Source organism: Clostridium formicaceticum (assembly GCF_001854185.1).
Classification (GTDB): Bacteria; Bacillota; Clostridia; order Peptostreptococcales; family Natronincolaceae; genus Andreesenella; species Andreesenella formicacetica.
Map to the genome: position 1 here is coordinate 1,500,144 of NZ_CP017603.1, position 14,165 is coordinate 1,514,308.

The 14,165-nt window shown below is 32.2% G+C and carries 15 protein-coding genes; all 15 read left to right on the forward strand.

Annotated features, from left to right (window positions below):
* Nucleotides 1–7: 7 nt before the first annotated feature.
* The 15 genes from BJL90_RS06995 to BJL90_RS07060 all read left to right on the forward strand — a co-directional run bounded on the left by BJL90_RS06995 (nucleotide 8) and on the right by BJL90_RS07060 (nucleotide 14,152).
* Complete coding sequence (locus tag BJL90_RS06995; protein ID WP_070965802.1) at nucleotides 8–1,183, forward strand: DegT/DnrJ/EryC1/StrS family aminotransferase; 1,176 nt, start codon at nucleotides 8–10, stop codon at nucleotides 1,181–1,183.
* Between the two features lie 36 nt (nucleotides 1,184–1,219).
* Nucleotides 1,220–3,157, forward strand: coding sequence for a hypothetical protein (locus tag BJL90_RS07000; RefSeq protein ID WP_070965805.1), 1,938 nt, complete (start codon nucleotides 1,220–1,222; stop codon nucleotides 3,155–3,157).
* Nucleotides 3,158–3,189: 32 nt separating this feature from the next.
* Nucleotides 3,190–4,203 (forward strand): UDP-N-acetylglucosamine 4,6-dehydratase (inverting), encoded by a 1,014-nt coding sequence (gene pseB / locus BJL90_RS07005; protein ID WP_070965808.1) that lies wholly within the window; start codon nucleotides 3,190–3,192, stop codon nucleotides 4,201–4,203.
* A 35-nt stretch (nucleotides 4,204–4,238) separates the two neighbouring features.
* Nucleotides 4,239–4,991, forward strand: coding sequence for a cytidylyltransferase domain-containing protein (locus tag BJL90_RS07010; RefSeq protein ID WP_070973053.1), 753 nt, complete (start codon nucleotides 4,239–4,241; stop codon nucleotides 4,989–4,991).
* A gap of 382 nt (nucleotides 4,992–5,373) precedes the next feature.
* On the forward strand, nucleotides 5,374–6,426 hold the full coding sequence (locus BJL90_RS07015; protein ID WP_070965811.1) for a radical SAM/SPASM domain-containing protein: 1,053 nt from the start codon (nucleotides 5,374–5,376) through the stop codon (nucleotides 6,424–6,426).
* A gap of 52 nt (nucleotides 6,427–6,478) precedes the next feature.
* Nucleotides 6,479–6,928 (forward strand): GNAT family N-acetyltransferase, encoded by a 450-nt coding sequence (locus BJL90_RS07020; protein WP_070965814.1) that lies wholly within the window; start codon nucleotides 6,479–6,481, stop codon nucleotides 6,926–6,928.
* A gap of 195 nt (nucleotides 6,929–7,123) precedes the next feature.
* Nucleotides 7,124–8,173 carry a pseudaminic acid synthase gene (gene pseI / locus BJL90_RS07025; protein WP_070965816.1) on the forward strand — a complete coding sequence of 350 codons (1,050 nt, stop codon included), beginning with the start codon at nucleotides 7,124–7,126 and terminating at the stop codon, nucleotides 8,171–8,173.
* Between the two features lie 115 nt (nucleotides 8,174–8,288).
* Nucleotides 8,289–8,990 (forward strand): WbqC family protein, encoded by a 702-nt coding sequence (locus BJL90_RS07030; protein ID WP_070965819.1) that lies wholly within the window; start codon nucleotides 8,289–8,291, stop codon nucleotides 8,988–8,990.
* A 135-nt stretch (nucleotides 8,991–9,125) separates the two neighbouring features.
* Nucleotides 9,126–9,809: a PIG-L deacetylase family protein gene (locus BJL90_RS07035; protein WP_070965821.1), complete on the forward strand. Its 684-nt coding sequence runs from the start codon at nucleotides 9,126–9,128 to the stop codon at nucleotides 9,807–9,809.
* Between the two features lies 1 nt (nucleotide 9,810).
* Nucleotides 9,811–10,938 (forward strand): UDP-2,4-diacetamido-2,4,6-trideoxy-beta-L-altropyranose hydrolase, encoded by a 1,128-nt coding sequence (pseG, locus tag BJL90_RS07040; RefSeq protein ID WP_070965828.1) that lies wholly within the window; start codon nucleotides 9,811–9,813, stop codon nucleotides 10,936–10,938.
* Entirely contained in the window at nucleotides 10,898–12,058 is a 1,161-nt protein-coding gene (gene pseC, locus BJL90_RS07045; RefSeq protein WP_070965831.1) for a UDP-4-amino-4,6-dideoxy-N-acetyl-beta-L-altrosamine transaminase, read from the forward strand. Before pseG ends, pseC begins: the two co-directional genes overlap by 41 nt.
* A gap of 21 nt (nucleotides 12,059–12,079) precedes the next feature.
* On the forward strand, nucleotides 12,080–13,372 hold the full coding sequence (locus tag BJL90_RS07050; protein WP_070965833.1) for a radical SAM protein: 1,293 nt from the start codon (nucleotides 12,080–12,082) through the stop codon (nucleotides 13,370–13,372).
* Nucleotides 13,373–13,571: 199 nt separating this feature from the next.
* Nucleotides 13,572–13,769: a DUF8042 domain-containing protein gene (locus tag BJL90_RS22735; protein WP_070965836.1), complete on the forward strand. Its 198-nt coding sequence runs from the start codon at nucleotides 13,572–13,574 to the stop codon at nucleotides 13,767–13,769.
* A 38-nt stretch (nucleotides 13,770–13,807) separates the two neighbouring features.
* Nucleotides 13,808–13,936, forward strand: a complete 129-nt coding sequence (locus tag BJL90_RS23050; protein WP_257786404.1) for a DUF8042 domain-containing protein — start codon at nucleotides 13,808–13,810, stop codon at nucleotides 13,934–13,936.
* A gap of 18 nt (nucleotides 13,937–13,954) precedes the next feature.
* Entirely contained in the window at nucleotides 13,955–14,152 is a 198-nt protein-coding gene (locus BJL90_RS07060; RefSeq protein ID WP_070965840.1) for a YjfB family protein, read from the forward strand.
* The last annotated feature ends 13 nt before the right edge of the window (nucleotides 14,153–14,165 follow it).

Genomic DNA, 14,165 nt, shown 5'->3' on the forward strand with positions numbered 1-14,165 from the left:
ACATTGTATGGAAACACCTTTTGCAGAACCTATTTACATAACAAGGCCATTAATTCCTGAACTAGGAAATATAAATGCTAAAATGAAAGAAGTATTTGATAGTAAATGGTTAACAAATAATGGTGCTCAACATGAAAAGTTACAAAATGAATTAAGAAAATACTTAAAGCTCAATCATTTAGTTCTCTTTAATAATGGCACATTAGCATTATTATTAGGATTAAAGGCATTGCAATTGTCAGGAGAGGTGATCACTACACCCTTTACTTTTCCTGCTACTATACAGGCGTTAGATTGGAATGGGTTAATACCAGTTTTTTGTGATATAGATAAGGATACTTTAAATATAGATGCTAATCAGATAGAGGCGTTGATTACAGAAAAAACAAGTGCGATTCTTGCAGTACATGTCTATGGGAACCCTTGCAATGTAAACCAAATCAACAAAATAGCTGAAAAGAACAACTTGAAAGTAATATATGATGCAGCGCATGCCTTTGGAACAGAAGTAGATGGTATACCCATAGGTGAGTTTGGGGATATGACCATGTTTAGCTTTCATGCTACTAAATTATTCAACACGATAGAAGGTGGAGCATTAACTTTTAAAGATGCTTCGTTAGAAAAAAATTTGAACCTTTTGAAAAATTTTGGCATAGCTGGTCCCGAAGAAGTGGTGTTGTCAGGAATTAATGCTAAGCTCAATGAGGTTCAGGCAGGTATAGGCCTAGAAGTATTGAAACTAGTAGAAGAAGAAAAACGCAAAAGGGAAAAAATAAAAGGTCTTTATGAAAAAAGGTTTGCAGAGATTGAAGGAATAAAAATTGCGACTAAATTTAGTGGGAGCAGCAATAGTTATCAGTACTTTGTAATAGAAGTTGATCAAGAGAATTACGGAAAATCGAGAGATTGGCTCCATGAAGAATTGAAAAAGTATAATATCTTTACAAGAAAATATTTTTATCCATTATGCAGTGATTTTCAGTGGTATCAAGATGTAAAACCTTCTAACGATCCAAATCTTTCCCAGGCTCGAAAATCAGTACAAAGGGTGTTGGCACTGCCTTTTTATGGGGAGTTGCAATTAGAATCAGTAGAAAAAATCTGCAACATTATAAAGATACTGAAAAGATGCAAGATAAATTATACTGAACATAATGAGATTATTTATAAACATGGATAGGGGGCGAAAAAGTTATAGTATTTAACGCTATAACCAATGGTGCATATGCAAAATAATTTAAACCTATATGAAATTGTAGAAAAAACTGAATGGCAAAGCTTTTTACAGGATACAAAGAATAAAAAAATTATTGTTTTTGGAGCAACTTCTATTGCAGAGGAAATGGTGAAGTTTCTTCCATTTAAAGTCGATTATTATGTAGATAATGATTGTAAGAAATGGGGAAAAGATTTGAATGGTATATCAATATTTGATCCTCAAGTACTACTAAATGAAAATGAAGAAATTGCGGTTTTAGTAACTAGTAGTTTTTTAAAGGAAATAACTGAACAAATTAAATCATTTAATATATCAAAGTATATAATTATTGACCTAGGAAAAATGTTTATAAAGTTAAAAGCATTTCTTCAATTAGACAATTATAAAGCTGATTTTGAAAGATTTGTTCTAAGAATGCCTAAATTAGAAGAATTTAAGAAGCATGTAAAATCATCCAAATGCAATTTAGAGCCCAAGACGAAGCCTATTGGTGTCGTTATATATAGTTATATATTTACTCTCGTACCTTTTTATTTTATGACGATAGCAGCTTTATTAAAATACCAAGGGCATAATGTAATTATAATTTGGGATGATGTTAACAAACACAGTGATATGCTAATAGATTGGCAGGGATCAACAGAATATCAAAATGAACAAATAAAAGAAAGTATAAATTTATTAAGCAGCAAACTGAAATTGCAAGTTATAAAAGTTAGTGATATGCCAGAAGCGAAACTGGATGTGGCTGATAAGAATGAAATAAACAGGCTAGCAGAGTTAAATACCATATGGAAGTATAGAGCGAGTTCAATGAGGGATGAGCTGCTTCATTTTAAGGAAGAGTATGCAAATAAACTTACCAACAACTTGAAAAGCATAAAGTCTCTTTTTAATAGGATAGATTTTCAAAGATTGATAGTGTTTACAGGAATATATGACTGTATGGGGTTATATTCATGGATGGGTAAAGTAAAAGGGATTGAGGTTGCAAGTTGTGACATTGGACCAGAGGGAGGTTTTTTGTCAACAAATGCGCCTTGTGGACATATGATGGACGTAAAAAAGATATTAAAGGAATATTTCTCAAATATAGAAATAAAAGAGAAATTTGTTGAATTAGGAAGACAGAAGTTTAAAGAAAATATTGCCTCAAAAGGGCGGGTAGCAAATGGAGTCTGCCAAGAGATTTCTTATTATGAAGATAGATCCGATGAGGAATATAACATTATCATACCACTAAATGTAGGTTGGGATGCAGCTGCGCTAGGAAAAAGCAGATTTTTTTCTTCTATTAGGAATTGGGTTATAGAGACAGTTGACTTTATACTAAAACATACAAATGCTACAGTTGCTATAAGGCAACATCCTGCTGAAAAAAATCAAGTGGGTGTAAATCACAATTTGCTAAAGTATAAAAAATTTGAAGAAGTTTCAAAAAGCGGAGAGGATTTATTCTTAGAATTAAATAAAAAATTTGAAGGAAATAAAAGGTTTCGATATGTAAGAAGTGAAGAAAACGTTAATACTTATCGATTGATAGAGAAAGCTGAATTAATTCTTCCCTATACATCAACGATAGCCTTAGAGGCTGTAATGATGAAAAAAAATGTGATAATAGAAAGCGATGCTTATTATGGTGATATTACTGCTATAAAAAAAGCCAACTCTAAGGAAGATTATTTTAATAAAATATTACAGCATTATAAGCACAAGAGTAATATAAGGCTAGAGGATATTGAGGAAGTAGAGTTTGCTTATGGAATAACAAGACACAGTTATTTGCAGACAGAGTTCACGCCCTCTGCCGGTAAATGGTTGAATAGAAGTATCATAGATCTGCTTGATGACGCAAGCGTTGTAAAAACTTTAAAGGTTTTAGGAGAGGGAGTACCTCTAGCGGTTTTACATATTGAGGACTTCTTAAAGAAATAAAAAAATATTACGAGTTTAGAAGGAGATTAATTATGCTAAACAATGCATCTATATTAATAACAGGAGGGACAGGTTCTTTTGGCAAAAAATTTGTAGAAAAGATTTTTGATAAATACAGTCCTAAAAGATTAGTTATTTATTCAAGAGATGAGTACAAGCAGTATAATATGAAAAATATGCTTTTAAAAAAACTAACAGAAGAGCAAATGGCAAAATTACGTTTTTTTATAGGAGATGTTCGTGATAAGGATCGATTATACAGGGCATTTAAAGATGTTGATTATGTAATTCATGCGGCAGCTATGAAACAGGTTCCAGTTTGTGAATATAATCCTTTCGAAGCTATTAAAACCAACATTCATGGAGCACAAAATGTAGTAGATGCAGCTTTGGATAGAGGAGTAAAAAAAGTGGTTGCACTATCAACTGACAAAGCAGTAAATCCTATTAATCTGTATGGAGGCACAAAACTAGTATCGGACAAATTATTTACTTCTGCTACTGCCTATTCTGGAGAGAAGGGGACAGTGTTCTCTGTGGTTCGTTATGGAAATGTGGCAGGCAGCAGGGGATCTGTTATTCCTTACTTTAAAAGTCTGATTGATAGGGGGGAGAAAGAACTTCCTATAACAGATTTCAGAATGACTAGGTTTTGGATAACATTAGAAGAAGGGGTAGAACTTGTATTTAAAGCGTTGGAGGAGTCTAAGGGTGGAGAAACTTATATTTCTAAAATACCTTCTTTTAAAATCACAGATTTAGCTAAGGCGATGCTTCCACACTGTTCGTTTAAGGAAATAGGTATAAGAGAAGGAGAAAAACTTCATGAAGTAATGATTACAAAAGATGATGCAAGGATGACCTATGAATATGAAAAACACTACATCATATATCCCCATTTCGACTGGTGGTCTTCCAAGAGATATTTTACCAAAGGAGGAAAGCCTATTAAAGATGAGTTTGAGTATAATTCCAGTACGAATAGTGAGTGGCTGAATATTGACTCATTGCGAGAAAGGATAGCGATGTTGAACTTAGAAGATTAAGATTGTTGCTTGTTATAAATACATGTGTATATAAAATGAAGGAGGTGTTTGAAATCAAAAAAGTGGTTGCAATAATACAGGCAAGAATGGGTTCTACTAGGTTACAGGGAAAAGTTCTAAAAGATTTATGTGGAAAAACAGTTCTAGCACACGATATTGAAAGAGTAAAGCAATCGAAATTAGTTAATGAAATTGTTATCGCTACAACTATATCCAAAGAAGATGATGCAATTGTTGCTGAATCCCTTAATAATGGGACTAAATTTTATAGAGGAAGTGAAGAAGATGTATTAGGGAGATATTATAAAGCCGCTTTAGAAAATGAAGCTGATGTAGTAGTGAGGATTACCTCCGACTGTCCCTTAATAGACCCCTATATAGCAGATGAAATTATAAATTATTATTTAGAAAATAACTATGATTTAGTAACTAATGCAGGTTCAGATTTAGGACAAAGAACGTATCCAAGAGGACTAGATGTGGAGGTTTTTTCCTTCTGCATACTAAAAGAAGCCCATGAAAAAGCTAAACAACTATATCAGAGAGAACATGTAACACCTTATATATATGAAAATAGTGAGAAAATATATTACTATAAGAATGAAGTGGATTACTCAAGATATAGATGGACTTTAGATACGGAGGAAGATTTTCAGCTTATTACAGAAATATATAAAGAATTATACGAAGGAAGGCATGATTTTTATTTAGATGATGTTATAAAATTGTTCAACAGGAGACCAGAATTGTATGATATTAATAAACATATAAGTCAAAAGAAGGTTTAGCATACTCTTGGCAAAAAGACTTTTCATAAATTAAAAGGTAATTTAGATTCTAAGTTACCTTTTAAGCGTGATAGATATAATTTTTCATGTAACGTTAGAAAGATCAACTATAAAAGCTTAATAGCTGAAATGCAAAAATAACGATTAGACAAAATCAGTAAAATTGCACTACAAAAATACCTGTTAACGACAAGTTTTAATATAGATGCTAAGATTAAAGCGATGCCAGTTTTCCAGATATGGGACAGTATCTCAAGAAGTGAATGAGACTCCTCTATTCAATAATCTAATCATACATGTGGATACATAACATTTCATCTAAAAAGGGTTACAGGTTGCCTTTAATAACCTAAATATATTATGCAAGGAGTACATGATTGTTATGAGTAAAAGTGTACCAATAAATAAAGGAAACTATTCAATGGAAACAGAAAATAGAGAAAGGTTATTTGAGAAAAATAGGGGAGAAGGATGGGAGGAAGAGTATAAACAGTATAGAAACAACTGGATAAAATATCCTCAAGAATGTATTGTTTCAGAATATCCCTTATTAGTTGATCTAGAATTATCGACTATATGTAATCTAAGCTGCCCTATGTGCTATACAATTACAAAAAAATTTAGAAAGAATATTAAAAAAAGCTATATGGATTTTAGCTTGTATAAAAAAATCATTGATGAAATAGCAGGCAAGGTGCCTGCGTTGAGATTAAGCCTTAGAGGCGAAGCTACATTACATCCGAATTTTATAGAGTGTATTCAATATGCAAAGAAAAAAGGGATTAAAGAAGTGTCTTTTCTTACTAATGGAAGCAAACTAGATTATGAGTTTATTGAAAAAATCATAAGATCAGAAGTCGACTGGATCACTATTTCAATAGATGGAGTTGGGGAAACATATGAAACAATAAGAAAACCGATGAAATTTAATAATATATTAAATAGTGTTATCTCCTTAAAAAGTATAAAAGAAAAGCTGGGTGTTAAAAGACCAGTTGTAAAGATACAGACGATTTGGCCTGCAATAAAGGATGATCCTGAGAAATATTATAATACTTTTAAGCAATATGTTGACTTAATAGCTTTTAATCCACTTATAGAGTTTTCCAGCAAAACTAGTGACATTGCTTACGAAGATTTTTTTTATTGTCCTCAGCTATATCAAAGACTAGTTATCGGCGCTGATGGATATGCCTTGATGTGTGCTTGTGATGAATATGGAAAAAGTAGAGGACATATAGGAAATGCTAATGAAGAAACTGTATATGAGATTTGGCACAGTAGTAAATTAAACTATATAAGGGAAACTCATAAAAAAGCAAATGGCTTTAAAGAACTTGAAGTCTGTAGCCAATGTTTTGTTCCAAGAAAAACAGAAGAAAATGAAAGTTTTGTTTTAGATGGCAGGAAAATCATAGTTAAAAACTATAAATAGTGGAATACGATTAGATATGTAACTTCATATTTCTATTGAGTGGGTGAAATAGATGTCCATAAAATTTAGGATTGCTACAGAAAGAGATTGCGATTTGATGTTTAAATGGGTAAACGATGAAAAAGTTAGAGCAAATGCATTTAGAAGTAAAGTAATTAGATATGACGAACATAAAGAGTGGTTTAAGAAAAAAATAGCTTCTGATACTACGAAAATATTTATTGCTAGTAGAAATAATGAGGATATAGGTCAAATTAGAATTGACATTGAAGAAAGAATAGGTACTATTGATTATAGCATTGCAAAATGTTATCGAGGAAAGGGATATGGCGTTGAACTATTAACTGGGATAACTAGGTTAATTAAAGAATATAAGATACCAGTAGTTAAACTAGTTGGAAAAGTGAAATATGCTAATACAGCATCAAAAAAAGCTTTTATTAAAGCAGGGTATACTGAGGAGAGAAAAGAAGAATTTATAGAGTTTAGTAAGCAGACGTAAAATTAATTAAAAGAAGAATTTGCTACATAATCGTTTTATAAAGCCTAAAGAGATTGTTAATAAAGGAAAAAATAGAAGAACTAAGTTTTAAGTCTATATTAACTTAGTACCAGATATTAAAGTAAGAAAGTAGAAAATATCTTATCATAAAGTCATATAAAAACGTAGTAAACTAGACATTCAAGGAGTGATATTATGGGAAAGTTTTTAAAGATAAAAAATAGACTAATCGGAGATAAGCAACCAGCTTATATCATAGCAGAAATGTCTGCAAACCATGCTGGCGATATAAGCAGAGCAATAGAGATTATTCATGCTGCGAAAGAAAGTGGTGCAGATTGTATCAAGATACAAACTTATACTGCTGATACTATAACAATAAGCTCTAATAAAAAATATTTTCAAATAGAACAAGGCACATGGAAGAATGAAAATTTATATAGACTTTATGAAAAAGCTTATACTCCTTGGGAATGGCATGGAAAACTAAAAAAAGAAGCGGAAAAAGTTGGGCTAGATTTCTTCTCTACCCCCTTCGATTTTACGGCAGTAGACTTTCTAGAAGACTTAGGTGTAGAATTTTATAAGATAGCTTCTTTTGAATTGATAGATATCCCTCTAATAAAATATGTAGCCTCTAAAGGAAAGCCAATTATTATGTCTACAGGAATGGGAACATTGGGAGAAATTGAAGAAGCTGTAAGAGCTGTTCGTTCACAAGGCAATGAACAATTATGTTTATTAAAATGTTCAAGCGAGTATCCAGCTATACCAGATGACATGAATTTAAAAACAATGCAAAACATATCTGAAACCTTTGGAGTTATAGTAGGATTGTCCGATCATTCATTAGGATCTATTGCAGCTATTACAGCAGTTGCTATGGGAGCTAAAGTTATAGAAAAGCATTTTTGCATGAGCAGGCAAATAGAAAATCCTGATGCTTCTTTTTCCATGGAGCCCCATGAGTTTAAAAAAATGGTAGAGGATATAAGACAAGTTGAAAAGGCCATAGGTACAATTAGCTATGAGGTATCGGAAAAAGAAGAAAAGAATAGAATGTTTCGAAAATCTATTTTTGCAGTAAAAGAAGTAGCAAAAGGTGAAGTTTTTACAAAAGATAATATTAGAATAATTCGACCTGGAAACGGACTAGCACCTAAATATTTTGATGAGATAATAGGAAAATATGCTAGTGAAGAAATACAAAGGGGAACGCCGTTACGTTGGAGTATGATTAAATAAAATAAAAGTGTTTACTGTAATTACTTATAATCTTATCTCTTTAATAAAGAGATAAAACCATTATAAATCGTTAAGCGTGTAATTAATTGTAAAAAATTAGAGGAGTTATTTGGAGATGAAAAAAATAGCTATTAGTCAGCCGAGGTATTTGCCTGCATGTAATTATATTGAGAGAATGATTTTATCAGATACTTTTGTGATGTTAGATAATGTTCAGCATCAAAGACGGGCTTTCGAACATAGAAATAAAATAAGAACAGATAATGGAGACTTTTGGCTATCAATTCCTATTGATAGAGTAAATTCTAAAAGCAATCAAATTAAAGATTTATTAATATTAAATGGCGAAAACTGGGAAGAAAAACATTTTAAAAGTTTTGTACACTATTATAGAAAGACACCATTTTATGATGAAGTCATTAAGCTTTTAGATAATTTCTACTCAGTAAAAAGAACAAGCTTAAACCAAGTTGTAAAAGATATGTTAAATATTCTAATAGATTATTTAGACCTGCAAGTTGATGTTAAGTGGGCATCTAGCTATAATTGGACAAAACAAAAAGACGACTTACTAATTGAAATTACGGAATTTTTTGGCGGTAGTACATATATATCGGGTCCTAATGGCAGGAACTATATAGATGAAAGGAAGTTTGAGAACAAAGGCATTCAATTACTTTATCATGAATATGATCATCCAGTTTATAGACAAGTTTGGGGGGAGTTTATTCCTTATATGACTATATGGGATCTCCTTTTCTATTATGGCAAAGACACTGTTAATTATATAAAAAAAGGGAACTTAGTAAAAGAATAATAGAAATATAAAATAAAGAACAAGAGTATTAAAAGAAGATATTAACTACTTTTATTTATGGTGATAAAGTTATGGATTAACATTTGATAAGAATTAAGAATATAGAAAGTAAGTATTATCTTAGGAGGATTATAAATGATAAAAGTTCTTGTAATAGCAGCTCATCCTGATGATGAAGTGCTAGGTTTAGGTGGCACCATAAAAAAACATGTAAATCAAGGAGACTTGGTTCGATGCCTTATACTAGGAGAAGGCGTGACTTCAAGAAAAAGCAGTTGTGAGGATGCTCAAAAAGCTGCAGTTGATTCATTGCATAAGCACGCAATCCAATCAGCTAAAACTATAGGCTATGAAAAGATTTTTTTTGCTAACCTTCCAGATAATAGATTCGACTCAGTGAATCTATTAGATATTATAAAAATAATTGAAGAATATGTAGAAGTAGTAAGACCAGATATTATTTATACGCATCATTATGGAGATCTAAATATTGACCATAGGGTGACATTCGAAGCAGTACTTACAGCTTGCAGGCCAGTAGGAGACGATTCGGTGAAGGAAATATATTCCTTTGAAACTCCATCCTCCACGGAGTGGAATTTCAAGTATGGGGAGAGTAGCTTCAAACCTAATGTATTTGTTGATGTTACAGATACCATTGATGATAAATTGAAGGCTATAAGCTGTTACAAAAGTGAGTTAAGAGAGTATCCTCATCCAAGATCATTAGAAGCTTTGAAAATCATTGCTGCAAAGTGGGGGACAGTTATAGGAAAGAAATATGTAGAAGCATTTGAGTTAATACGAAAGGTTCGATAGTATGTACAAAGTTTGTATTCGAGCAGATGGCGGTTGCAATATTGGTATGGGCCATATTATGAGGTGTATATCTTTAGGAAAAATGTTTGAACAAAAAGGTTGTGAAGTGTTTTTTATAAGTAAGTATAAAGAAGGTAAAGAAGCAATCAAGGCAAATGGGTTTGATATAATTCCTCTTACTGTGGAAGACAAAGGATACAACATTGAATTAGGATTCACTTATGAGGGTGGAAAACACCTTGAGAGTGAAAAAGAAGAATTAGCAAATATTTTGAAAAATAAAAAGGTAGATATATTCATTATAGACCATTATAACGTAACAGAAGATACCTTCATGTTTTTAAAATCTTATGTAAGTATACTAGCATATATAGATGATGTTAATGCGTTTACTTATCCAGTAGATGTAGTAATCAATGGTAATATTACTGGCAAGCATATAGGTTATAAATCATATTTTAAAGAACAACAGTTTTTACTGGGGCCATCTTATAATCTTATCCGAGAGGAATTCAAACACACTCCTATAAGAAATGTGTTTGAAAAAGTAAAAAAAATCATGGTAACTACTGGTGCCTCAGATTCATTTGGAGTTACAGGGCAACTGATAGATATGGTACGAAGTGAAAACTTATTTAATGAGATTGAGCTACATGTGATTATGGGAAATAGTTTTATAAACAAAGCTGAAATAAAAGAAAAACAAAGTAAATATAAAAATATTGTTATTTATGAAAATATAGAAAAGATATCTAAGATAATGCTGAATTGCGACATAGCCTTGTCTTCCTGTGGCAGTACATTATATGAGCTTTGTGCTTGTGGTGTGCCTACTTTAGGATTTATATTAGCAAAAAACCAGGCTTTTATTGCAGAAAAGATGGATGAGCTTGGATACATAAAAAATCTAGGATGGTACTATAACTTTAAAGAAGAAGAGATAATCAGAGGAATAAAATTTTTTATCAATAATTTTGAGTCTAGAAAGGAAATGGTTGAAAAACAGCAAAACTTAGTAGATGGAAGAGGAACTGAGCGAGTTGTAGGAGCTATAATTAAAATGATGAAAGAAAAAGAAGGTGTTACCCATGAAAAAAAAATTCATACCCTACGGGAAACAATGGATTGATGAAGAAGATATACAAGCAGTGGTAGACGTATTGCGATCAGATTATTTAACAACTGGTCATAAGGTAGAAGAGTTTGAAGAAAAATTTGCAGAATATGTAGGTGCTAAATACGCAGTAACTATTTCTAACGGAACAGCTGCACTACATGCAGCTTGCTATGCAGCTGGCATAGGCGATGGGGATGAGGTTATTACGGCACCTATTACCTTTGCGGCTTCTGCCAATTGTGTGCTATATTGTGGTGGGAAGCCTGTCTTTGCAGATATTGATCCTAAAACCTACAATATAGATTCAGAAGAAATAAGAAAACATATTACATCTAAAACCAAGGCAATTATACCAGTACATTTTACGGGACAACCCTGTGATATGAAGGAAATACATAAAATAGCCGAAGAATATAATCTAACTGTGATAGAAGATGCTGCCCATGCATTAGGGGCTCAGTATCAGGGTAAAAACATAGGCAGCATATCAGATATGACCACCTTTAGTTTCCATCCTGTAAAACATATAACTACAGGTGAAGGAGGAATGATTACTACTAGCCAGAAGGAATTATACGAAAAGTTGCTATTATTCAGAAGTCACGGAATTACAAGAAATAAAGAGTTGCTTCATAATAAAGAAGAAGGACCTTGGTATTATGAACAATTAGATTTAGGATATAACTACCGCATGACAGATATTCAATGTGCATTAGGGATAAGTCAATTAAGAAAATTAGATAAATTTGTTGCTAGAAGAAGAGAAATTGCTGCTAGATATAATGAAGCCTTTAAAAACCTAGAAGGCGTAACAGTTCCTTATCAGAAGGAAGATACAAATTCCAGTTGGCATTTGTATGTCATAAAGTTGGAGTTAGAAAAGCTTAAAGTAGGAAGAAAAGAAATCTTTAATCTTTTAAAAGAAAAAAACATAGGTGTAAATGTTCACTATATACCTGTCTATTATTTGCCATATTATAAGAGCTTAGGTTATCAAAAGGGAATTTGCTACAATGCAGAGAATCTATATGAAAGTATGATCACTATACCATTATTCCCTAGGATGAGGAGCGAGGATGTAGAGAATGTAATAACAACTATTTGTGATGTTGTGAATAACAATCTTATTTAATACCTAAAGGAGTTTACTATTATGAGCGAAAAGAAGAAAATTATTTTATTTGGTGCCAGTGATTCAGGAAAAGACGCATATCAGAGATTGAAAGATAAATATGATATAGTTGTCTTTTTTGATAATAATGGGGCAAAGCAAGGTGAAAAGTTTTGTGACGTTCCAGTAGTGGCCCCCATACCTCCACAACATTTCGATGCTGAATTTATTGTAATTACTAGTCACCAATGGAAAGATATCTATGAACAACTTAATAGAAGCTTAAATATTGGGGATGAAAAAATACGAATAGGACATGCTCTATTAGAGAAATCAAAATTAATTAGAGATATTACAATACTTCAAGTAGATGAAGCGGATAATGGAAAAATAAATACAGATAAATTTGAAATCTATTGGTTGTTAGGCTATCAATGCAATTATACATGTTCTTATTGTTTTTATAAAATGAAGGAAAAAAACGTGTTCAAAGTGTCAGATGATCAACTTAGAAATGCGACAAATAACATAGCTTCATTGCACAATAAAAAAATAAAGGTAGATTTAGTAGGTGGAGAACCTACTATATTTCCATACTATCAGCAACTTATATGGGATCTAGAAAAATTACCGAACGTAGAAATGATTCAAACCGAAACTAATCTAAGCAGAAGTTTAAAATATTTTGAAGAGCTTTTTAGTCAAACAGTGAATATAGAGAAGTTAACTTTCAGTGCTTCATATCACTTTGAATTTGCAAAGCAAGATGAATTTATAGAAAAGATATTATTGTTCAATAGATATAATGTGCGTATAGGTATAACCTTTATGGCACATCCTGATAAACTTCAGGAAGTTAAGCGATTTATTGATACTTGTAGCATTTATGAAACAAAATCTGTTGCATTTCAATTGGCTGTGGTATTGGATATGGGTATGCCTGATCCACGGTATAAAAAAAGTGATTTAGAATGGATAAACTCTGTGAATGATATATTTAGAAAAAATTCTAATAAGTCAGATAGTGGTGTTTGTATCAAGTATCAAAAGGATGGAGGAAATATACATGAGATAAAAATAAGTCCAAGACGAGCCATTGCTGATGGTTTTAATGATTTTAGAAATATGCAATGTATGGCGGGTATGGATTCTATAAGAATTAATGAGAAAGGTGATGTTTTTCCAGCCATGTGTTTTTGGGAAAGCAGCAAGGATGATTTCTGCAGAGGAAAAAATATATTTAATAAAGATGAACAGCTTTATTTTGATTCGCCAGTTATTTGTCCTTTTTCTTGTTGTTTGGTGCCATCAGATGTGCGAATAAAAAAACGTTAGATGAGAGAGAAGATTTAGCTATTATGTAAACCCACAAAACTTTTATTAGTTGAGGTACTAAAAAAAACTCCAACAAAAAGCCGATAGCACGACAGCACAAGGCACAAGACAGAGCACAAGTGAGAGCACAAGGGGAAGGAGGTTTTGTGTCAAAAGCCTTTCCGGAATATATAGCGAAATTAAGAAAACAGGTGACACCATGCCAAATCAAGAAGTAATCAAACAAACGCTAGATTTCCTGGAAACCATGGAAGAAGGAATTGGCTATGTAAAGCAAAAACTAGGAGAAATTAACACGGAAGCAACGATGACAGTACTGACAGATCTCACTACTGCCTTTACAGAAATACAAAAAAACATCTCCAATGCTAAAAGAACTGCAAAAAAAGTCAGATAGCAGAAAGAGCTGGTAAACTAAAAAAAGCCTTTGATATCATGGTAAAGGAATATGAAAGTACAAATGGACAAAAAGCCTATGAAATTATGCAGCTGACCCTAGAACCAGCCTTCAAGAACTGGAAGGAAGAACTGGAAAAAACGTTGAGACCCTACATTCTATCATAGGAGAAAGGAGATGATACTATGGATATAGCAGCCTTATCAATGGGACTAAGTCAAATGAAAGTAACTCAGCAAGCCAGCATTTCCGTCATGAAAATGGCAATGGATGCAGGGCAAACCCAGATGAATGATATGGTACAAATGGTACAGGAAAACACCAAGATGATGGAGCAATCTGTAAATCCTCATCTAGGGAAAAATCTAGATATTAGTCTGTAAATAATAAAAAATG